Source organism: Burkholderia sp. PvR073, from assembly GCF_054055695.1.
In genome coordinates this window covers 418,664-439,577 of sequence record NZ_JBSRXO010000002.1, presented here as the reverse complement: position 1 = coordinate 439,577, position 20,914 = coordinate 418,664, and the positions used below count along the sequence as shown (strand labels likewise).

General features: G+C 68.9%; 19 protein-coding genes. 2 read left to right on the top strand and 17 right to left on the bottom strand.

Annotated features, from left to right (window positions below; all coding sequences use genetic code 11):
- Positions 1 to 24: 24 nt before the first annotated feature.
- From asnB to ACVK00_RS09085, 15 genes are all read right to left on the bottom strand, one after another.
- Positions 25 to 1,992: an asparagine synthase (glutamine-hydrolyzing) gene (asnB, locus tag ACVK00_RS09155; RefSeq protein ID WP_354123273.1), complete on the bottom strand. Its 1,968-nt coding sequence runs from the start codon at positions 1,990 to 1,992 to the stop codon at positions 25 to 27.
- 255 nt (positions 1,993 to 2,247) lie between these two features.
- Positions 2,248 to 3,279 (bottom strand): EscU/YscU/HrcU family type III secretion system export apparatus switch protein, encoded by a 1,032-nt coding sequence (locus ACVK00_RS09150; protein ID WP_284895375.1) that lies wholly within the window; start codon positions 3,277 to 3,279, stop codon positions 2,248 to 2,250.
- A 24-nt stretch (positions 3,280 to 3,303) separates the two neighbouring features.
- Complete coding sequence (gene sctT / locus ACVK00_RS09145; RefSeq protein ID WP_175654482.1) at positions 3,304 to 4,113, bottom strand: type III secretion system export apparatus subunit SctT; 810 nt, start codon at positions 4,111 to 4,113, stop codon at positions 3,304 to 3,306.
- Positions 4,107 to 4,787, bottom strand: a complete 681-nt coding sequence (locus ACVK00_RS09140; protein WP_284895376.1) for a hypothetical protein — start codon at positions 4,785 to 4,787, stop codon at positions 4,107 to 4,109. The genes sctT and ACVK00_RS09140 overlap by 7 nt, the downstream gene beginning before the upstream one ends.
- Entirely contained in the window at positions 4,780 to 6,165 is a 1,386-nt protein-coding gene (gene sctN, locus ACVK00_RS09135) for a type III secretion system ATPase SctN (protein ID WP_228908147.1), read from the bottom strand. Before sctN ends, ACVK00_RS09140 begins: the two co-directional genes overlap by 8 nt.
- Positions 6,162 to 6,791 carry a type III secretion system stator protein SctL gene (sctL, locus tag ACVK00_RS09130; RefSeq protein ID WP_006762149.1) on the bottom strand — a complete coding sequence of 210 codons (630 nt, stop codon included), beginning with the start codon at positions 6,789 to 6,791 and terminating at the stop codon, positions 6,162 to 6,164. Before sctL ends, sctN begins: the two co-directional genes overlap by 4 nt.
- A complete protein-coding gene (locus tag ACVK00_RS09125; protein ID WP_284895377.1) occupies positions 6,773 to 7,513 on the bottom strand; it encodes a SctK family type III secretion system sorting platform protein in 741 nt (246 codons plus the stop codon). The genes sctL and ACVK00_RS09125 overlap by 19 nt, the downstream gene beginning before the upstream one ends.
- Complete coding sequence (gene sctJ, locus ACVK00_RS09120) at positions 7,510 to 8,397, bottom strand: type III secretion system inner membrane ring lipoprotein SctJ (protein WP_284895378.1); 888 nt, start codon at positions 8,395 to 8,397, stop codon at positions 7,510 to 7,512. Before sctJ ends, ACVK00_RS09125 begins: the two co-directional genes overlap by 4 nt.
- A 122-nt stretch (positions 8,398 to 8,519) precedes the next feature.
- Complete coding sequence (locus tag ACVK00_RS09115) at positions 8,520 to 9,002, bottom strand: hypothetical protein (protein ID WP_284895379.1); 483 nt, start codon at positions 9,000 to 9,002, stop codon at positions 8,520 to 8,522.
- A 109-nt stretch (positions 9,003 to 9,111) separates the two neighbouring features.
- Positions 9,112 to 9,333 carry a hypothetical protein gene (locus ACVK00_RS09110; RefSeq protein WP_012366493.1) on the bottom strand — a complete coding sequence of 74 codons (222 nt, stop codon included), beginning with the start codon at positions 9,331 to 9,333 and terminating at the stop codon, positions 9,112 to 9,114.
- Positions 9,334 to 9,481: 148 nt separating this feature from the next.
- Positions 9,482 to 10,840 carry a type III secretion system inner membrane ring subunit SctD gene (gene sctD, locus ACVK00_RS09105; RefSeq protein WP_284895380.1) on the bottom strand — a complete coding sequence of 453 codons (1,359 nt, stop codon included), beginning with the start codon at positions 10,838 to 10,840 and terminating at the stop codon, positions 9,482 to 9,484.
- Positions 10,821 to 12,863 (bottom strand): type III secretion system outer membrane ring subunit SctC, encoded by a 2,043-nt coding sequence (gene sctC, locus ACVK00_RS09100; protein ID WP_166724589.1) that lies wholly within the window; start codon positions 12,861 to 12,863, stop codon positions 10,821 to 10,823. Before sctC ends, sctD begins: the two co-directional genes overlap by 20 nt.
- Complete coding sequence (sctS, locus tag ACVK00_RS09095; protein ID WP_006751731.1) at positions 12,863 to 13,141, bottom strand: type III secretion system export apparatus subunit SctS; 279 nt, start codon at positions 13,139 to 13,141, stop codon at positions 12,863 to 12,865. Before sctS ends, sctC begins: the two co-directional genes overlap by 1 nt.
- Complete coding sequence (gene sctV / locus ACVK00_RS09090; RefSeq protein ID WP_284895381.1) at positions 13,138 to 15,342, bottom strand: type III secretion system export apparatus subunit SctV; 2,205 nt, start codon at positions 15,340 to 15,342, stop codon at positions 13,138 to 13,140. The genes sctS and sctV overlap by 4 nt, the downstream gene beginning before the upstream one ends.
- 238 nt (positions 15,343 to 15,580) lie before the next feature.
- Complete coding sequence (locus tag ACVK00_RS09085; RefSeq protein WP_166724591.1) at positions 15,581 to 16,414, bottom strand: helix-turn-helix transcriptional regulator; 834 nt, start codon at positions 16,412 to 16,414, stop codon at positions 15,581 to 15,583.
- Positions 16,415 to 16,694: 280 nt separating this feature from the next.
- On the opposite strand from ACVK00_RS09085, the gene ACVK00_RS09080 reads away from it, so the two are divergent.
- Positions 16,695 to 17,600: a helix-turn-helix transcriptional regulator gene (locus ACVK00_RS09080; protein ID WP_228908153.1), complete on the top strand. Its 906-nt coding sequence runs from the start codon at positions 16,695 to 16,697 to the stop codon at positions 17,598 to 17,600.
- Positions 17,601 to 17,671: 71 nt separating this feature from the next.
- Here the strand turns inward: ACVK00_RS09080 and ACVK00_RS09075 are convergent, their stop codons facing one another.
- Complete coding sequence (locus ACVK00_RS09075) at positions 17,672 to 19,318, bottom strand: NRAMP family divalent metal transporter (protein ID WP_228908154.1); 1,647 nt, start codon at positions 19,316 to 19,318, stop codon at positions 17,672 to 17,674.
- A 103-nt stretch (positions 19,319 to 19,421) separates the two neighbouring features.
- Positions 19,422 to 19,559, bottom strand: a complete 138-nt coding sequence (locus tag ACVK00_RS09070; protein WP_006751726.1) for a hypothetical protein — start codon at positions 19,557 to 19,559, stop codon at positions 19,422 to 19,424.
- 1,064 nt (positions 19,560 to 20,623) lie between these two features.
- Here ACVK00_RS09070 and ACVK00_RS09065 point away from each other — a divergent pair.
- A complete protein-coding gene (locus tag ACVK00_RS09065) occupies positions 20,624 to 20,884 on the top strand; it encodes a hypothetical protein (RefSeq protein WP_166724594.1) in 261 nt (86 codons plus the stop codon).
- The last annotated feature ends 30 nt before the right edge of the window (positions 20,885 to 20,914 follow it).

Sequence of the window (20,914 nt, the reverse complement as noted above, 5' to 3'; positions counted from 1 at the left end):
CGCGGCACGCCGCGTCATCGCGCATCATGTGGCGCGCTGGGCCTGAAGCCACGCCTGGAACATCAGCACGGTCCACAGCTGGTGCTGCCAGTTCATCCGGCCCGACTGGTGCTGCCGCCACAGCCGCTCGACCGCCTGCGCATCGAAGAAGCCCTCGTCGCGCAGCCGCGACGGCTGCAGCAGCGCGTCGGCCCAGTCGCGCAATGCGCCGCGCAGCCAATGATCGACGGGCGCGCAGAAACCCTGCTTCGGCCGGTCGATCAGCGACGACGGCACGTACTGGTCCAGCAGCCGGCGCAGCAGCGCCTTCGACTGCCCTTCCGGCAAGCGCACCGACGCGGGCACGCGCCACGCGAATTCGACGACGTGATGATCGAGGAACGGCATGCGCGTCTCGAGGCTCACCGCCATCGCCGCGCGGTCGACCTTCGCGAGAATGTCGGTCGGCAGGTACGTGAGCGTGTCGATCGCCATCGCCTGCTCGGCGAAGCTCAGGTGCGCGGGCCATGCGGAGACGGTATCGAGCGGCGTCGGCGGCTCCTGCCCGGCGAGCGCGATGCGCTCCGGATGATGCACCGACGACATCAGCAGCCGGTACAGCCCGATGCGGCTCTCGGCCGTCATCACATGGCCGAGCTTGTGCAGCCGGTCGCCGATGCGGGACGCCGATTCACGCGCTTCCACGCCGCTCCATGCGCCCTGCGCGACCGCCGCGAGCTGGTCCGCATGATCGGGGCGCAGCGCGTGCAGCGCGGCCGCGATCCGCGCGCGCACCGCCGCCGGCACGCGATGCAGCTTGCGCCACAGGCGCGGCGTCAGGAAGTAGCGCGTATAGCCGCCGAACAGCTCGTCGCCACCGTCGCCGGACAGGCTCACCTTCACGTGCCGGCGCGTCAGCTCCGACACGAGGAAGGTCGGGATCTGCGACGCATCGGCGAACGGCTCGTCGTAGATCGTCGGCAGTTTCGGCACGACGCCGAGTGCATGGTCGGCCGTCACGTAGAGCTCGGTATGCCGCGTGCCGAGATGGCGCGCGACCGCCTTCGCATAGCCGGCTTCGTCGTAGCCGGCCTCGTGAAAGCCGATCGTGAACGTGTCGACGGGTTTCGTCGACTGCGCCTGCATCAGCGCGATGATCGCCGACGAATCGACGCCGCCCGACAGGAACGCGCCGAGCGGCACGTCGGCTTCCATCTGCCGCGCGACGGCCTGACGCAGGATCGCGTCGAGCTGCCCGACGGCCTCGTCGGCATTGCCCTCGAACGGCCGCTCGCGGCCCGCCTCGATCGCCTGCTCGAGCGTCCAGTACGCGCGCGCGGGCGACGTGTCGCGCGCATGCTCGAACTGGATGAAGGTGCCCGGCGGCAGCTTGCTGATGCCGCGATAGATCGTATGCGGCGCGGGCACGCTCGACTGGCGCAGATACAGGCACAGCGCGTCGCGATCGATCGTGCCGTCGAAGCCCGGATAGCTGCGCAGCGCCTTCAACTCCGACGCGAACACCAGTGCGTCGCCGATCCGGCCGTAGTAGAGCGGCTTCTCGCCGATCCGGTCGCGCGCGAGCGTCAGCACCCGCGACGCGCGATTCCACAGCGCGAACGCGAACATGCCGGTCGCGCGCCGCAGCGTCGCCTCGACGCCCCACGCGACGATCGCCGCGATCAGCACCTCGCTGTCGGAGTGGCCGCGCCACGCCGGTGCGCGACCCGCGCGCTCGAGCTCCGCGCGCAACTCGCGATGGTTGTAGATTTCGCCGTTGAAGACCATGACGTAGCGGCCGCACGCGGATGCCATCGGCTGCCGGCCATGGACCGACAGATCGACGATCGCCAGCCGCCGGTGGCCGAGCGCGATACCGGCTTCCGGGTCGACCCAGAGGCCCTGCCCGTCCGGCCCGCGATGCGCGAGGCTCGTCGTCATTCGCGCGAGCGTGCCGCGCGCTGTCTCCTCATCGAAGGCGACGCTATTCAAAAAGCCGTCGATTCCGCACATTTGATTTGTCTGCCCCTGTTGACCTGTCCCATCAGCGGCGGCGCGACTTCGCGGCCCGCCGTCCCACTGACGGTCGAGCCATATTACGAAGAAATAAATCAGCAATAATTCATGGGTGAATGTCAGCCAAGCCCGGAAAAAAAACGGCGTCAAGCGCCGTGGGCGCGGCAGGCCGCCCGGGAAATAGGCCCGCATCGCGGCGAAGCGCGCCGGCCACACGCAGGCCAGCGTTCCGGCCCCGATACCTCGCCCCCGTCAGGCAGCGCCTGTCGCCCACTTCAGCAACTGCGCGACCTCGCGGAAATGCTGCTGCTGGATCGTGCCCTTTTCAGGCGTGCTCTCGTACAGCGCCTGCGCGAGGCCGGCGTTCGCGAGCGTCGGACGCAACGCGTCGCGCGCGAGCCGCACGATCCGTTCGGCCGCCTCGCCCTCGCCGCGCGCGAGCACCCACGGCAGCGTACCGATCCCGCCGTAGTAGAGCGCGACCGCGACGCTCGATGAATAGACGACCACCGACGCGAAGCCGATCCGGTCGGGCAGCGACGAGAACTGCGCTTCGCGCGCGAGCTGCCGGCGCTTCGCCTCGATATGCGGATCGCCTTCGTCTTCCTTGTGCTCGCGCCGCACTTCCTCGATCGACATCTTCATCTTCTGATTGAACTCGTGCCGCTGGTGCACGATGTCGATCAGCGCCATCACGATATAGATCAGCGCGGCCCAGCCGAACAGCAGCATCAGCAGCTTCACGATCAGCGCGAGAATCGACATCGGCCGCGTGAAGCCGGACTGCACCGACGGGTCGAGCGACTCGACGATCAGCCAGCCGAGCGTCGCGGCCAGCAGCACGGTCTTCAGCAGCATCTTCGCGAGGTTCACGAGGTTGCGCATCGACCACATGTTCTTCAGCCCCTCGGCCGGATTGAGTCGCGACAGCTGCGGCACGAGCCGGCTCCACGCCATCACGCCGCCCACCTGCACGAAGCCCGCGAGCAGGCCGGCCAGCAACCCAGCCGCGACGATCTGCGCGGACAGCATGGCCCAGTCGCGCGCGGCGCCGTCGACCAGCACCGCGAGCCGCGCGGACGGGTCGGCCGCGCCGGCCGCGTCGAACACGAGCCGGAACAGCGCCTGCAGCCGCGCGAACAGCGTGCCGAGCCCCACCGCGAGCGCGACGCATACGCCGACGAAGAACGCCGACGAGATCGTCTCCGCGCTCTTCGGCACATCGCCTTTCTGGCGCGCCTCGCGCAGGCGCTTCGCGGTCGGCTTCTGGTCCTTTTCGGCCATGGTCGCTCCGGCTCCGGCGGGCCGTCACGCGCCGCCGTGCGCGGCGAACAACGCACGCAGCAGCGCCATCAACCCGCTGTCGGGGCTGAGCAGCGCATGCAGCGACGCGTACACCACCGGCAGGAACAGCACCATCATCAGCACCGCGAGCGCGCTCTTCACCGGCTGCGCGAACACGAAGATGTTCAGCTGCGGCACCGCGCGCCCGACCAGGCCGATGCCGAGCTCGACGAGCACCAGCACGATGATCACCGGCGCGGCGAGCTTCACCATCCATTCGAAGATCGTGTCGGTCTGCCGCACGACGAAAGTCTGCAGCATCGACGAGAAATCCGGGCCGAGCGAGCCGATCGGCCACCACGCATACGACTGCGCGAACAGCTGCACGAGCACCTGCAGGCCGCCCGCCGTCACGAACAGCGCGATCGCGACGAAATTGAGGAATCCCGACGTCGGGCCGCCCTCATGGCCGCCCATCGGATCGAAGAACGCGGCGCTGCCGCTGCCGGTCTGGAAATCGATCAGGTAGCCGACGCCCTGGATCGCGAACAGCACCGCGCTGAACGCGCCCGCGAGCAGCATGCCGACCACCGCCTCCTTCGCGACGAGCAGGCACCACATCAGGAACGGCAGCGCGGCGACCTGCGCCGGGTCGATCACCGGTGCGACGAACGCGGCGATCACGACCGCGATCCCGTTGCGCACGAGGCCCGTGATGATCTGCTCGTTGAACACCGGCACGACGAACATGATCGGCAGCAGGCGCGGCATCACGTAGAGCAACGGGCGCAGCGTGCCGGCGATGTCGTTGAAGTTCGCCGCGTGGTCTAGCATCGACGCTCCGCGGCCGTGGGTGCGATGTCGTCGGCGGGGGCGGCCGAATCGACCGAGTCGGTTGCGTCGGCCGCGTCGGTTGCGTCTGCATCCGCATCCGCCGGTCGCGACCTCATCTGCGCATCGAACGCGGCGGCCATGTCCGGCTGCCCCGCTGCGTGGCCCTCCGCCTCGCCCGCCCACACGCCGGCCGTCGCGAAGCGCCGCACCGCGTGCGCATCCGCGACTTCGTCGGCGTCGCGCTCGACCCGCGCCGCGCGGGCCTGCAGCGCCTTCTCGCCGGCCTTGTCGAGCTTGTCCTCGGCGGCCTTCGCCTTGCGCGCGGCGCGCTGCAGGTCGGCGAGCGCCGCCTCGTGATCGCGATGCACGTGCGTGGCCTCGCTCACCGACGCGTTCGCGACGCCGATATGACGGTCGAACGTGCGCGTGTCGGCCGCCGCGTTCTGCAGCGCGCGCGCCTCGCGCACGTCGTCGGCGAGCCGGGTCTGGATCGCGGCCTTCGCGGCGACCTGCTGCGCGAGCTGCGCCTGCGCGGCGTCGAGCGCGCGACGGCTCTGCGCGGCGATGCCCTGCTGGCGCGCGGCCGCGACGCGCGCGATCTGGCTGCGCATCTCGCGCACGCGCTTCAGGCGTGCGAGTGTAGCGAGCACGAGGCGGTCGTCGGCTTCAGACATGGTCGTTCGCGAGTTTCGTCAGCTTCGCGAGCAGCGCGTCGAAGCGCACGTCCTCGTGCGACCCCTGCGCGCAGAACGCACCGATCGCATCGCGCGCGCGCAGCGCGAGATCGCCGAGCCGGTCGCTACCTTCGCGATACTCGCCGATCTGCACGAGCAGCTCGATTTCCTGATACTTCGCGATCAGCTCGCGCACGCGCGCGGCCGATTGCTGATGCGCGCGGCTCGCGACGAGCGGCATCACGCGCGACAGGCTCGCGAGCACGTCGATCGCCGGATAGCGGTTCGCGAGCGCGATCTTGCGCGACAGCACGATGTGGCCGTCGAGGATCGAGCGCACTTCCTCGGCGATCGGATCGGATTCCTCATCGCCTTCGACGAGCACCGTGTACAGCGCGGTGATCGAACCCGTCGCGCCCTGCCCCGCGCGTTCGAGCAGGCGCGGCAGCACGGCGAATGTCGACGGCGGAAAGCTGCGCCGGGTCGGCGGCTCGCCGCTCGCGAGGCCGACCTCGCGCTGCGCGCGCGCGAAGCGCGTGAGCGAGTCGACCAGCAGCAGCACGCGCTTGCCCGCATCGCGGAAATGCTCGGCGATCGCGGTCGCGACCAGCGCGGATTTCACGCGCTCCATCGCCGGACGATCGGACGTCGACACGACGACGATCGAGCGCGCGCGCACTTCGGGCGACAGGCTGTGCTCGATGAACTCGCGCACTTCGCGGCCGCGTTCGCCGACCAGCGCGATCACGTTCACGTCGGCCTGCGCGCCGCGCGCGATCATCCCGAGCAGCGTGCTCTTGCCGACACCCGACGGCGCGAAGATGCCGACACGCTGGCCGATGCCGAGCGTCATCAGGCCGTCGATCACGCGCACGCCGGTCGGAAACGGCGTGTCGATCATCTTGCGCGCGAGCGGATTGGGTGGGTCCTGCTGCGTCGATACCCACGCGGCGCCCGTCACCGGCCCGCGATCGTCGAGCGGCCGGCCGAGCCCGTCGAGCACGCGGCCGAACAGCGCTTCGCCGACCGGAAATACATGCTCGCGCCCCGACGGCACGACGGTCGTCTCCGGCGACAGGCCGGCCACGTCGCCGAGCGGCGTGAGCAAGGTGGTCTGCCGCGAGAAACCGACCACTTCGGCAAGCAGCGTCGGCTGGTTCGGCGTGCGCAGCTCGCAGATCTCGCCGAGCCGCGCGCGGATGCCCGTCGCGTTGAGGATTTGTCCGACCGCATGATTGACGCGGCCCTGCACCGACACCGGCGAGAAGAACGCGAGCCCCGCATCGAGGTCGCCGACGAGTCGGCCGCGATCGAACGGCACGGCATCGTCGTCGCCACCGTCACCGAATGGCTGCGGATCGTCGAGCGGCCCATTCATCGCGTCGTGCCCTTCAGTGCGTCGCGGCGGATCGCCTGGCGCAACGCGTCGATCTGCAGGTCGAGGCTCGCGTCGATGCGTCCGGACGGCGTCTCGACCGTGCACGCGTGACGTTCGAGCTGCGCATCCTCGACGATGCGGATCCGTTGCCGGTTCGACTGGCCGGCGAACGCGCGCTCGAGCGCGTCGCGCATCTCGTCCTGCCGGCCAGGCGCTACCCGCACGATCAGGAACGCTTCGTCGCGCACGAGCGGCGCGATCCGCGCGAGCGCGGCCTCGTACAGCTTCTGCGTGCCCATCTCGCCGACGATCGCGCGCACGGCCTTCACGACGATATCGGCCATCGAATCCTTCATCGACTCCATCGTGCGCGCGGCAGCCAGCGCCTGCGTATACGTCTGCGCCGCATGCTCGCGCTGGGCGCGACGCATCCCTTCGTCGTAGCCGGCCGCCTGGCGCTTGTCGAATTCGCGCTGCGCGTCGGCGACGATGCGCGCGGCCTCGTCGCGCGCGGTCGCGATCACCGCGGACGCATCGAGCAGCGCCGCGTATTCGCGCTCCTTGAGCACCTTGCGCTCCGACAGCAGCTGCAGGTTGTCGCTCGTGATCAGAAAAGCCAGTCCCATGACGCAAGCCTCTCGGGAATCAGAAACAGGAACAGCAATTCGCCGAACTGGTCGCGCTGCGCGCGGTTCAGCCAGTACGGCGCCTCGTCGTCGATCGCGCGGTTGAATTTCAGGCGCACGCGCCGCGCGACCGCGTCGCCCGTCACGCCGATGAAATCCGCGAGCAGCCGGCCGCCCCGCGCACGAATCACGACCGGCAACGCGGCCGGATCGGCACGCCACGGTTCGAGCGTTTCCGCGAGCGCGCCGAATTCCGGCGCGCGCTCGAGCGCGAGCTCCAGCGCATCGCCGCCGAGCTTCGCCGCGACCTCCGCGCGGATGCGCCGCACGGTCAGCGCATCGCGCAGCCAGCCGCGATGAAGCAGCAGGCCCGCATACGACGCGAGCTGCTCGAGCGCCGCACCGGGCAGCAGCGCGAGCCGCGCGCACGGATTGGCGACGTCGAAATCGTGGTGCCCGGCCACGCCGTTCGCGTCGAGCAGATGGCGTGCAAGCAGCTTGCGGCCGGCCGGGCCGAACGCGTCGGGCGAGCGATAGCGCGCGGGCCACTCGGCCGGCACGCGCGTCACGTGCAGATAGCGGTCGGGCCGCAGGTTGAATTCGCAGACGAGCGCGTGAAACGCCGTGCGCCGCCCGGCAGGCGGCGGCGCGATCGGGTGCAGCCACGGCGGCGACGCGGCGTCGGGCGTGACGCCCGGCGGCAGCGCATGGGGCTCGCTCATGCGCCGTCGCGCGCGCCATCCGGCGTGCGCAGGCTGCCGCCGCCCGACTGCGCGGACCCACCGCCGGCCCCGTTCGCGCCGCGCGGCGTGCCGACCAGCCCGGCCAGCCGCGCGCCGAACATCCCGCGCCGTGCGGCCGACAGCGCGATCACCGCGCAGGTCAGCAGGATCAGCGCGAACACCAGCCAGCCCAGCGGCGAGCGCAGCCGCAGGATGTCCGACACCGCGCTGCCGATACCGTCCACGCGCGTCGCGCGCGCGGCGGCCGGCTGCAGGAACAGCGACACGTTGTCGTACTGCAGCCCCTCGATGCTGTGCGCGACGAGATCCTTGACCATCGGCGCCATCGCGCGCAGGTCCACGCCGGGCCGGTAGCGGATGTACACGGCCGCCGACGACGGCTTGATCTTGTCCGCGAGCGGATCGTTTTCCGGAATCACGACCTGCACGCGTGCGACCACCACACCCTCGATGTCCTGCAGCGTGCGCGACAGGTCCTGGGACACGCCGTACAGGTAGCGCACGCGCTCCTCGGCCGGCGTCGAGACGAGCCCCTGCTTCTGGAACAGCTCGCCGAGGCTCGCATAGCTCGGCTTCGGCAGCCCGTTCGCCTGCAGCACGGTCAGCGCCGACTGCATGTCGCCGTCGGCGACGCTCACGAGCCACGCATTGCGATCCGACGTGTCACGCGCGTCGTTGTCCTTCGACGCGCTGATGCCCGCGTCGCCGAGCACGGCGACCATCTGGTTCGCGTCGCGCTCCGACAGGCCGGAGTAAAGCTCCTTCTGGCAGCCGGCCAGCAGCGCGAGCAGCCCCGCGAGCAGCGCACGCGCCGCCCGGCTGCGCCACGCATGCACGCGCGGCGTCGAATCGATCGTCGTCATCGTTTGTCCACTCAGGGCGCGCGGCCCGTTTCAGGCACACGCACCTCAGGGTCGTCCCATGCCTCGCGCCCGGCCCGTCCGGCGGCCGGCGCAAGCCCGTCACGAGCAGGAACGGATCCCGGTCACTCCTGCGTCTTCAGCACCGTGTGCGTGAAGCCGTTCGCCGCCTGCGCGACCGACAGGCTCAACTGGTATTCGGAAATCGTGGTGGTCGCCGTCCACTGGAAATCCATCGCCTGCACCATCGTCATCAGCGGATCGCGGCGGTTGTCCGCCATCGACGTCAGCATCTCGGTGCGATGCTTGTCGATGTTCGCGTACCGCGTGTCGAGATCGTTGCCGTACGTGCGCAACCGCTCGACGAGCGACGAATGGTTCGCCTGCGCGGGCGTCGCGGGCGTCATCTGCACCGCCGGCGCCGCATCGGCCGGCACGCGCGACATCGCGACGCCCGATGCCGACGGCGACGCCGCGGCCGCACCCGGCTGCATCAACGCATCGAACTGGCGCACCTGCGCCGGATCGGACGCCGTGCCCGCCTGCTGCACGGCCCCCGCGAGCGCGGCCGCGCCCGGCGGCGCCGCGCCTACGCCTGTTACCGACATGATCGTGTCCTCCTTGAATAAGCCGGCCGGCACACGCATACGCCCCACCGGGCGCCCGTCATGGGCGGCCCCGGCATGTGGCGTCGCGCGGCACGGCCGGCGACCGGCGTCATGCGCGGCCGGCGGAACTCAGGTGTTGCGCAACCTGGGCGTTCGCCGTCCCTTCCTGCGCGGTTACTGCATTGCTGGTTTCGAACGTCGCGGTCGACTGCTGGACCTGAAAGTTGATCTTCGTCAGTTCGAGCTGCGTCTTGGTCAGATCGTCCGCCTGCTGCTGGACTTGTTGCGTGTTGTCTGCACCACCCGTACTACCGGCTGCTGAGGCACCCATGATTCGCTCCTTTACGTGAAGAACATCACCCACTTTCCGGCGGTGGCCCCATGCCCCCGCCGGCACCGTGACGCGCCGCTCGTCCGCGGCGTGTCGCGTCCTGCGCGCACCGCGCGATACGCGATGCGCCTGTCATTCCGTCGCGGCGCTAGCGCGCCGCCCCCTTCGATGCGCCGGCGGCCGCGACTGCCGCAACGGACGCGACTGCCGGCGCATCCGGCAACAGCGTCGGCCCCGGCACCGGCTGCGCGACCCCGGCCGCCGCACCGCTCGCGAGCGGCGGCACGGGCGGCGCCGGCGCCTGCCCGGGCGCGCTCGCGGACGAACCGCCGAGCGGCATCGTGATGCGCTGGCCGTTGCGTTCGAACACGACTTCGTCCGGGCCAATCGACACGACCGTCGACCCTTCTTTCAGCCGAGCACCTTCGAAGTAGCGGCTTCCGTCGACGGTCTCGATATAACGCTGGTCGCCGTCGCCCGCGAAGACCGTCGTGATCTCCGGAATCCCCGCGACACCGCCGAGCGTCGTCGCGGTGCGCGGCGCGGCGGCATCGGCGTCGCGCACGTGGTCGACGACCTCGAGCGCCGGGCGCGCGTCCTTCATGTAGTTGCGGATGCGCGGCTCGATCTGCGCGCGCTCGGCCGCCCCCGTCAATTCGATCCGGCCGCGGCCGAGATAGGTGACCGTCAGCGCCGTGTCGCTGAAATATGTCTGCGCGGTCGCGACGAGATCGCTCACGACGTAGATGTTGCCGAGCGCCGCGTTGTCGATGCCCGCGACGATCTGCGCGACACGCTCGCGCGCGGCCGGATCGCTCACGTAGCCCGACACGATCACGCCGTCGTCGCGCGGCGCGACGGCGAGTTCCGGATACGCATGCAGCTGCTGCTGCAGCCGGTGCGTGCGCGCGAGCACCGATTCGTGCTGCCACGGCAGGCGCCCCGACCACGCGACGAAGCCGTAGCCGAGCGCGCCGAGCAGCACGCCGAGCCACAGCGCGACGAGCGCGATCACGAGCCGCCGGCTGCCGAGACGACGCAGCCCGCCGGTGAGCCAGCCGAGCCACGCGGCCTCGCGCGCGGCGTCCGGCGCATCGGCCTCGTCGGGCACCGCGACGCTCGCCTGCGCATGACGCGCGATGCCGAGCTTGATGGAACCGACCGTCACGACGTCCTGCGGCGTCATCGAGCGGCGGCCCGTGCCGAGCGGCTCGTCGTTGAACAGCACTGGCGCGCCGCCGTCGCCGCCGTGGTTCTGCACGGTCACCGCGAGCGCGCCGACCTGCAGGCACACCTGTTTCGCGCCGATCTCGCGATCGGGCAGGATCACTTCGCAATCGGCCGCGGTGCCGACCCAGTTCGCGCCGCGCGCGAGCGACATCGTGCGGCCGTACATCGGCCCGCTGAGAAAGCACAGGTTCCACGGCGACGCGAGTGAGGCCGCCCCGGCCGCCGCGCCGCCGGGCACTGTGCCGTCGCCATGCGGCTCAATGATGGTCGTCGACATGGGTGGACGCTCCTGCGGTCGTCGCCACGGGCCGCGACGCCGAATCCGACGACGGCGGCGGCAGCGCGGGCGGGCCGAACTTCGTGCCGGGCAGCGGCGCGGGCGTCAGCGGCACCGCGATGTCGTTGTCCGGCGGGCGATACATCGACGCGCCGTTCGGATCGGCCGGCCCGCCCGCGCCCGGGTTCACGGGCGCGCCATCCGGCGCGTACATCGACGCGGTCGTCACCACCCGCGGCGTCAGCAGATAGAACCGCTCCATGTGATTGCCCGACTTGTCGGTGTACTTGAACAGGTTGCCGATCAGCGGAATGTCCGACAGCCACGGCACGCCGCTCTTGTTCAGCCGCACCTCGTCGTCGTTGAAGCCCGCGATCAGCAGGCTCTTGCCTTCGTCGATCATCGTCTTGGTGACGATGTTGCGCTGCTGGATCACCGGCACGTTCGACACCGCCTGCCCCGGCACGATGTTGCCGTCCTGGATGTCGATCGACATCATCACGCTCTGCGGATTACCCGACACGGCCGCCGCATTGCGGATCGCCTCGTCGACGATCATCGGCGTCACCTTGATGCTGGTGCCGGTCGTCACGCTGTACAGCGACGAATCCTGGTAGCCCTGCACCTGCACGTAGAACTGCGTGAGGTTCTCGAGAATCGCCTCGGTGTTGTCGAGCGCGAGCACCTTCGGCTTCGAGCGCAGCTGCGCCTGCCCTTTCTGGGCGAGCGCATTCACGCGCGTGAGCAGGTAGTTACGCAGCGAGCCGCCGATCGATGCGGTGAGCGCGATGCCGGTCGGCAGGAAGGTGCCGGTCTGCCCGGTTTCGGAGGTGCCGATGCCGAACGTCAGCGGCGGATTGCCGGCGCCGTTGTACTGCGTGTTGCCGTTCAGCGGGTTCTGGCCGTTGCCGATCTGCACGTCGCCATGCGTCGTGTGCAGGCGCCAGTCGATCCCGAGGCTGTCGAGCGAATCCTCGTTGATGTCGATGATCGTCACGTTGATCTCGACGATGCGCGGCCGCTCGTCGAGCTGGTTGATCAGCGACTGGTAGCGGTACATGTTCTCCGGCAGGTCGCGCACGATCACCGCGTTGATCGCCGGATCGGCGACGATCTGCGGCAGCGTGTCGCCGCCGCCGGCGTTCGAGAACGGCGAGAAGCCGCCGGCCGCGCTGTCGGCGCCGCCATAGCTGCCCTGGCGCGAGCCGCCGGAAATGTCCGGAAAGTCGAGCCGCGGCACCGCGATCGTCAGCCCCGAGCCGAGCTTCACCTGGCGCGCGGCCTGCCCGAGCGGCGTGCTCGACGGCGGCTCGTTCGTGCCGCCGCCTTTGCCGAACAGCCGGCGCAGGATCGTCGCGACGCCCGGCACCGTCACTTCCTTGCCCGAGCGGTTGATCGTGAAATCGGACGCCCAGCCGTACCTGAGCCGGAACGCGCGGATGTCCGCATGCGCGCCGTTCGCCGACGGATCGCCGACCGAGCCGACCGCCTGGCGCACGAGTTCGACATAGCGGCGCGGGCCGGCCACGTACACGCTGTTCGCGCGGTCGTTGATCACGAGCGTGTAGCGCTTGTCGGGAATCTGCATCGCCTGCAGCGAGCGGCCGATCTCGCCGGCCGCGTTCGGCGGGATCGGAATCATCTGCGTCTGCGACTGGTCGGCCGGATCGACGTACAGGAACGAGCCGTCGTAGTACCACGTGAGCCCGTAGGTCGAGCAGATCGTATCGAGCGTCTGCTGCGGGGTGCCCGAGAAGCGGCCGCTGATCACGCCGTCCACCTTCGGATCGACCACGGCCGTCACGCCCTGCGACGACGCGAGCTCGCGAATGAAGTCGCCGATCTTCTTGCCGTTCGCGACGATCGTGAACGGCTTGTTGCGCCAGCGCAGGTCGGCCGCGCGCGCCGGCTGCGCGATCGTCACGCACAGCGACGCCGTGAGCAGCGCGGTCGCGCACATGGCGAGCGCAACCCGTTGCAGGCGGCGCGGTTGAAACCGGATCGGGGCGACGCGTTGACGCATCAAAGCACTCCTGTGGAAGAAACAAACATGCGTTCCAGCGCCTGCTGCGCGAAGCGCAGCACCTCGCTGCCGAGCCAGCCCGACAGCAGCACGAGCGCGACCATCACGGCGATCAGCCGCACCGCGATGCCGATGTTGGCGTCCTGCACCTGCGTGACCGCCTGCAGGATCGCGACGACGAGGCCGGTGACGGTCGCGATCAGCACGATCGGCAGCGACAGCAGCAGCACCAGCATCAGCGCCTGCCGGGTCAGGTCGAGGATCGTCGAGCTCGTCATTGCACGACTCCCGGCACGCGCACGCCGGCGCCCGCGCCGAGCGTGCCGTCGTCGGGCGGGTTCTTCACCCAGCCGACCGTATGGAGCTGCACGTCCTCCTCGACCTCCTGGTACGACAGCACCGCGAGCTCGGGCAGCACCGGCTGCAAGATCGTCTTCACGTAGCGGCGCGCGCCGAGCGCGACCATCACCGCGAGCCGCGGCGCACCTTGCGGATTGCCGTGGCCGCCGGCGCCGGCCGCTTGCGCGGCCTGCACGATCGCGCGCACCTGCTCGCCGATGTCCTGCTTGATCGCGCTCGACAGCGCGAGGAAATTGCCCTGCTTCGTCCGCATCACCGCACTCTCGATCCGCTCCTGCAGGTTCTGCTCGAACAGCACGACGCGCAGCTGGCGCGCCGCGCCCGCATGGCGATCGGTGATCATCCGGCGCAGGTCGACGCGCACCAGCTCGACCAGCGCGATCACGTCGTCCGGCTCGTTCGGCGCCCACGTGATCAGGCTCTCGAAGATCACGCGCAGGTTGCGGATCGGCACCTGTTCGGCGAGCAGCCGGCGCAGCACCTCGGTCACGCGCTGTAGCGGCACGAGCCGCGTCAGTTCGCCGACCAGTTCGGGGTGCTCGCGGCGCACCAGGTGCACGAGCGCCTGCGTCTCCTGGATGCCGAGCAGCTCGTCCGCGTGCTGGCGCACGATCTGCTCGACGTGCGCGGCGAGCGCGACTTCGCTCGTCAGCCACTTGCCGTCCGGCGCCGGGCCGTCGGGCTTGATCCACAGCGCGGTCGCGAACGGGCCGAATGCCTCGGCCGGCTGGCGTTCCGCGCGCTCCGGCAGCGGCGCGACACCGTCCCACAGCAGCCAGCCCGGCTTCAGCGCGCCATGGGCGGCGAGCACGTCCTGCAGATAGATCCGGTAGGTGCCGGCCGCCGCGCCCTCGTCGTCGTTCAGCGTGATGCGCGGAAACACCGTGCCGATATCCGCGTCGACGCGCGCCTTCGCGCTCGACAGCGCGGTCTGCAGTTGCGCGAGATTCAGCGTCGTGCGCAGGTCGTCCGACAGCGACACCGCGATCAGCGACGTGACGCCCGCCGCGTGCGACACCTTCGCGGGCTGGCCGTCGTCGGTCGCGCCGATGCGGCCGGCGATATGAATCAGGTTGAAGCTCGGCGCGGTCGTCTTGCGCTTCAGTTGCGTGACGGCGAACGTGCCGAGGCCGAGCGCGATCAGCGCGAACGACCATTTCGGGAAACCGGGTACGACGAGAAAGCCTGCGAGCACGAGCGCCGCGATCAGCAGCGCACGCGGATGCGCGCCGAGCTGCTCGCCCAGCTGTTCGCCGAGCTGGCGCTGCCGCGTGTCGCGCGTCGCGACGCGCGTCGTCACGATGCCGGCCGCGATCGACACCAGCAGCGACGGGATCTGCGACGCCATCCCGTCGCCGACCGTCAGGATCGCGTAGCGCTGCAGCGCCTCGCCGATATCCATGCCGTGCATCAGCGTGCCGACCGCGATCCCCGCGACGATGTTGATGAACGCGATCACGAGGCCGGCGATCGCGTCGCCCTTCACGAACTTCATCGCGCCGTCCATCGCGCCGTGCATCTGCGATTCCTGCTCGAGCCTCTCGCGGCGCTCGCGCGCTTCGTCGGCGCTGATGATGCCCGCGCGCAGGTCGGCGTCGATGCTCATCTGCTTGCCCGGCATCGCGTCGAGCGAGAAGCGCGCGCCGACTTCGGCGACCCGTTCGGAGCCCTTTGCAATCACGATGAACTGCACGACGGCGATCACGAGGAACACCACGCCGCCCACCACGACGTTGTTGCCGACCACGAGGCGCCCGAACGCGTCGATCACGTGGCCCGCGTTCGCGTGCAGCAGGATCAGCTTGCACGACGCGATGTTCAGCGCGAGCCGGAACAGCGTGGTGAACAGCAGCAGCGCGGGAAACGACGAAAAGCTGACCGCCGACGGCACGTAGGTCGACACCGTCAGCAGCACGACGCTCGCCGCGAGGTTCAGCGAGATCATCCCGTCGAGCGCGGCCTGCGGCAGCGGCAGGATGAACAGCGCGACCACCGACACGATGAACCCGGCGAGAAACAGGTCGGCGCGCGGCGACGCCCCGAGGCGCCGCCCGGACACGCTGCGGCCGGCGGAAAAGATCCGCTGCCAGTCGCGAGGGAGCGCCTTCGGTTCTGCCATCGTGCCGTCGTCCTGTCGTTGTCGCCGGCGGGCGCGGGCCGTCATGCCCCGCGTCGCTCGGACCGTTGAATGGGACGAGTGTAGCGACGGGAAACCGCGTGAAAAGGGACGCGCCTCGTAGCGTCGCGGCGGTTTTCCGGCGACGATCGGATCGGACTACGAAACCCGGCGGCGCGTGCGCGTGCCCATCGCCGGAACCGCTTCCATCGCGCGGCGGGCGCCGCGCGGGCGGAAAGGGTCAGGACTCCAGGCGGCGCGCGGCGAGGTACGCGAGCTGCGCGCGGTTCTGGACGTTGAAGAGTTTTTCCAGCGAACGGATATGGTGACCGACCTTGTGCAGCGACGTGCGCAAGGCGCTGGCGATCTCCTGGTCGGACAGCCCGTGCACGAGGCGCTCGAGCACCTGCTGCTGCTCGTCGCCGAGCGCGAAGCCGCGCATGCGCGCGATGCGCGCCTCGAGAAACGGCAGCGCGATGCGATGCACGGCGAGACTCACCGACAGCGCGCCGCCGATCACGCGATCGTCGATCCACTCGGTGCCGTGGGCTTCCGACGTCACGTTCACCGCGACGCGCAGGTCGAGCCGCGGCGCCGACAGGCTGAAGATCACGCCGCTGTTCATTGCATGCGCACGCAAATGACCGGCCAGCGCGAGCACCTTGCGATCGCCGCTGCCCTGCGCGGCCGACTCGATCTCGTCGAGCCGCCACGCGACCGGAAAGCCGCTCTGCCGCACCTGCGCGAAACGCGGGTCGCTCTCGTAGAGCATGCCGTCGATATACGGCTGCATGAACGTCGCGGGCGCGAGGTCGCGCAGCAGATGCGCGCACAGAATGCGCCGCCCGATCATCTCGTATGCGCCGTAACCGAGCGTGCTGAAACCGATTTGCCGCAATCGCGCATGGCATTGGGCGAAATCGACGAGACTCAGGTCGGACTTACCGGGCGCGATTTGAATGCCGGTAAAAACGTCACGCTCGAATGCATGAATTTCTTTCGAATAAGCGGCGGCGGCCGCGATATCGGCTTGCGAAAACCACTCGACGCGTGGCGCGTCGTCAGCATATGTCATGAGCAGCCCACCCTTTCCCAATATGTGAACTTGCCCCGTCATCACCTGGTCTTTTCTTTATGATTTTCTGGTCATCTCTATACCGGTGCGGATATGAACCTTTCGCCCGCATTAGTATTACGGCATATTACGCGCACACTGGCATTTTTGTACAATGCCCCCGCGTTTCGTCTGGATGACGATCGGCGCATATCATAAAGATGCTCGATCGCACCGTCGCGAGCGCCGTGCACGACACGGCTGCCGCCACGCGATGCGCGTCGATTCCGAGGGATGGCTCATGTCCGATATTGCATTGCAAGAAGAAGCGGTCGCCCCAACGTTGTCCCGTTCGCCCCGGCGGACGGTCGCCTGCGCCGACGCGTCGAGAGAGCGCCCGGTGCAGGTCGTCTGGTGCGATGACTTGAAGCGCGGCGACATCACGCAGCCGCACGCGCCGAAGCTCGGCGTCGCCGATACGCTCGCGAACGCGCAGAGCACGGCGGAACGCAACCGGATCGTCGCAAGCCTGCTGCACCTGACGGGCTTCTCGACGTTCGCGTACTTCGCGCTCGAATTCTCACGCGAGCGCGTCGAAAGTCTCTACCTGCACGAGGCGTTCACGCCGACCACCTACCGTGGCGACTACGTGCGGCACAACCATCACGACATCGATCCGCGCACGCTCGACGCGCGCGTGTGCAACATGCCGATCGTGTGGGACCTGCAGCAGCTGCGCCGCGAACACCGCGAGCGCGACGACGGCCCGTGCGTGACGCCGGCCGCGCTCGACGGTTTCCTGCAGACGATGCAGGAGGACGGGATGTGCAGCGGCATCATGTATTCGATGGCCGTGCCCGGTACGCGGCTGCACGCGTTCATGAGCTTCACCGCACCGCGCCGCACGCGCGAGTGGATCACGCCGGCGACGATCGAGCAGGCGTTGTCGATCGGGCTGTCGGTGCACAAGTTTGCGTCGCCGCAACTGATCGCGACGTCGCGCGAGCGCGCGGTCAACGGGCTCACGCCGTTCGAGCAGGAACTGCTGCTGGGTATCGCGGAAGGCGCATCCGACAAAGAGATCGGCCGGCGCCTCGACACCAGCGCGCATAACGTCGACTATCACCTGCGCAAGCTGCGCAAGCGCTTCGGCGTCGCGAACCGGATCCAGCTCACGTACCTGACGTCGAAACTCGAGCTGATCTGACTGGCGTATACGCACATGCCGGCCTCGCCGGCCGGCATGTGCGGAACTCATCGCGAGAATGACGCGCGCCGTTACTTCATCAGCGTCATCTGCACGACCTTGACGATCACGAGACCGACCGCGACCACCAGATAGCCGCGCAGCACGGCCATCCACACACGCGTCGCGACCGTCATCTTCTGCGGCTCGAGCGAGTCGAGCGGCGGCATGCGCCACGTGTCGCGCGCCGCACGATCGATGCCCGGCTCGACGACGCGCTTGTTGCGGCGGATCAGCACCGTCGCGAGATAACCGGTGATCGCGAGCACCGTGCCGCCGACCAGCACGTCGACGATCGCTTCGCCGCTGATGTCCGGATACATCACCGACGCGGTCAGGATGATCGACAGCAGCACGAGCACCCAGATCACCGCGCCCGTAAACACGTTGAGCTTCGTCGAGTTGACCCACGGGCCGAGCACCTGGCGATCGTTGCAGAGCACGAGCAGGAACACCGTCGCGCTCGGCAGCAGCACGCCCGCGAGCGTCTGCACCGCTTCGGTCAACAGGCCGAGCGGGCTGCCCGGAATCAGCACGAGCGCGGCAGCGGCCGCGACGATCCCGAAGTAGACGAGATAGAAGCCCTTCGCGTCGGACACGCCGCGATGCAGCGAATGGCGGATCTTGAACACGTCGCCGATCGCATACGCGGTCGACAGCGACACCGCCGCCGCGCCGATGATGCACGCGTCGAGCAGCGCGACCGCGAACAACGTCGCGCCCGTGCGGCCCGCATACTTCTCGAGGCCCGCGATCACGCCGCCCGCGTCGGTGAAGTTGCCCGCTTCCGGATGACCGCCGAACAGCGCGGCGCTGAAGCCGATCATCGCGACCGCACCGATCAACACGAACGCGATGCCGATCCACAGGTCGACCTTCTCGTACTTCATGAAGCGCGGCGTGATGCGCTTGTCGATCACGTAGCTCTGCTGGAAGAACAGCTGCCACGGCGCGACCGTCGTGCCGACGATGCCGATCACGAGCAGCATCACGTCGGACAGCTTCGCGTGCGCGGGCCAGTTCGGCACGAAGAAGTCGCGCGACATCTGCGACACCGGCGGGTGGATCGACACGAGCACCGGCACGAGCAGCAGGCTCAGCACGCACAGTACGATCGCGAACCGCTCGAAGCGCCGGAAGTCGCCGGTACTCACCGCGGCCATCGTCAGCGCGGCCGCCACGCACACGCCCGCAACCTTCGGGAGCCCGAAGAAAGCCAGCACGAACGTGATGCCGATGAACTCGGTGACGATCGTCAGCGCATTGAGCAGGAACAGGTCGATCACACTGAACGCGCCCCAGAACCGGCCGAAGCGCTCGAAAATCAGGCGCGCATGGCCGACGCCCGTGACCGCGCCGAGGCGCAGCACCATTTCCTGGTTCACGTACAGCACCGGCACCAGCAGCAGCAGCGTCCAGAGCAGCGTCGTGCCGTAGTTCTGGCCCGCCTGCGTGTAGGTGCCGAATGCGCCCGCGTCGTTGTCGCCGACCATCACGATCAGGCCGGGGCCGATGATCGCGAGCAGCGTGCGCAGCCGTGCCCACCACGTGCCGCGTGCGGCGGTGTCGTGATGCGAGATCGTGCCGAGGGCACCGCGGATGTCGCCCAGGTGGGCTTCATCGAGCACGGCGCTGCGCTCGACGGCGATCGGTGGAGAGACGTTGGATGGCGTGGACATGATGAATTCCGTACGGCTGGTTTTTTTATCCGGTCAAGCGTGTGGCCTTGGCATACGCGCGCGGAACCGGCCCGCGTGCGCATGCCGAGACGTGCTCGGCGTGTCAGTGGATCAACGACTTGAGGCGGTTCAACAACCGGGAGAACACCCGTGGACGGGCGTCGAACGTCAGCATCGCGTCGTAGTGCGAGCGCGATTGCGTGACTTGCGGGAGATTCGACAGCAGAAGGCCGAAGTTCATGGTCTGGCTCCTGGCGGCGACGGCATGTGTGCCGGCCGCGTAGTGGGCGCGGGGCCAGTCCGGGCCTGAACGACGTGTCAGGCTAGTCGGCCGGCATGTCCCTGCGACCCGGGTTCAAAAGGGTCTGTTGACGCAACGGGCATAAGGGACAACTGTCACTGTCGTTCATGGCGGCTCCTGTGCGGTGTTCCGGAAAACACGGTTGACCGCCGTCCGGCGCGCTGACCGCCGTTCGGCTGCATGCGAAACGCATGCGCGAACGGCGGCCGCGCACCAGGCGGCGGCGAAACCGGATCGCGCATGCGCGAAGGCATCACGCTAACCGGCGCGAATCAGGGTGCACGTAGGGGGTTACTGCGGAATACTGCTGCGCGCACCGTTTGCCTGGGGGACAAACGGCGGCTTCGATGAGGCGCGGACGTCGGTCGCTCAGGCGGAAACTTCGTTCGAAGATCGACTACTGCAGGCGTCCAAGGCGGCGGCCCCAAGAGTGAAGATGGCGGATTCTATGGACCGCCCGAAACGGAAGTCAACCCTCTGGAACGCCCTTCGGGGAATATTTTTTCCGGCATCGGGACGCTGAAAGATTTGCGCCCGGAATGACGCGCCGCAACCTTTCAACGCGTGGGCGGCCGCGTGCCGCCGATGCGTGCGAGCAACAGTCCCCGCAAGCCGCCGACGGGAGGCTGTACCGCGTGTCGGCCGGGGCGAACCGCCGCTGCAACACTGTCGCGACGCGCGCCAAGACGACGCTTTTTGCTTGCACCGCAGCAAAACTCGCGACTACAATCCGCCCCGAATCGTCAAGGGAGTCCCTTCGTGGACACATGCTCAAGTTGTAGTTCGATGCCGGCACAGGCCGGCCAAGCCATCGCGAGATAGCAGCCGGACGCATGTCCTTCGCCGCTAGCTCGCTTCGTCGGGTTAGCGCGCTTCCTCCCGGACCGGCCTCGCCGGTTCGTCCGTCGCACGCTCCGTTACGTTCCAACCGCCGATCGCAGGCCGCGTCATGCCTACGCTCGATCACGTCGTCCGGTATGCTCCGGACCGGACGGAGATACGCCATGTTCTTTCAATCGCTCGCGGCCACACTCAAGCGGCTCCTGCACGTCACGTGCGATCGCTCGTCGGTTTCACCGCTCGCCCACGCGCTCGGCAACTGGCGCGGCAGCGCGCTCGCGCATAGGCCGGCGGCACCGCGCCCGCTCGACTGCCTGCTGGTCGGCGCGATGGCCGCCGCCGTCGCGCTCGTCGCGCTGCTCTGCACGGCCGCGTCGCACCTCGGCTTCACACAGGCTTGGCGTATCGGCGGCTGGCTGCCGTAAGCGGCAACGCGGCGCGGCCCTGTGTCCATG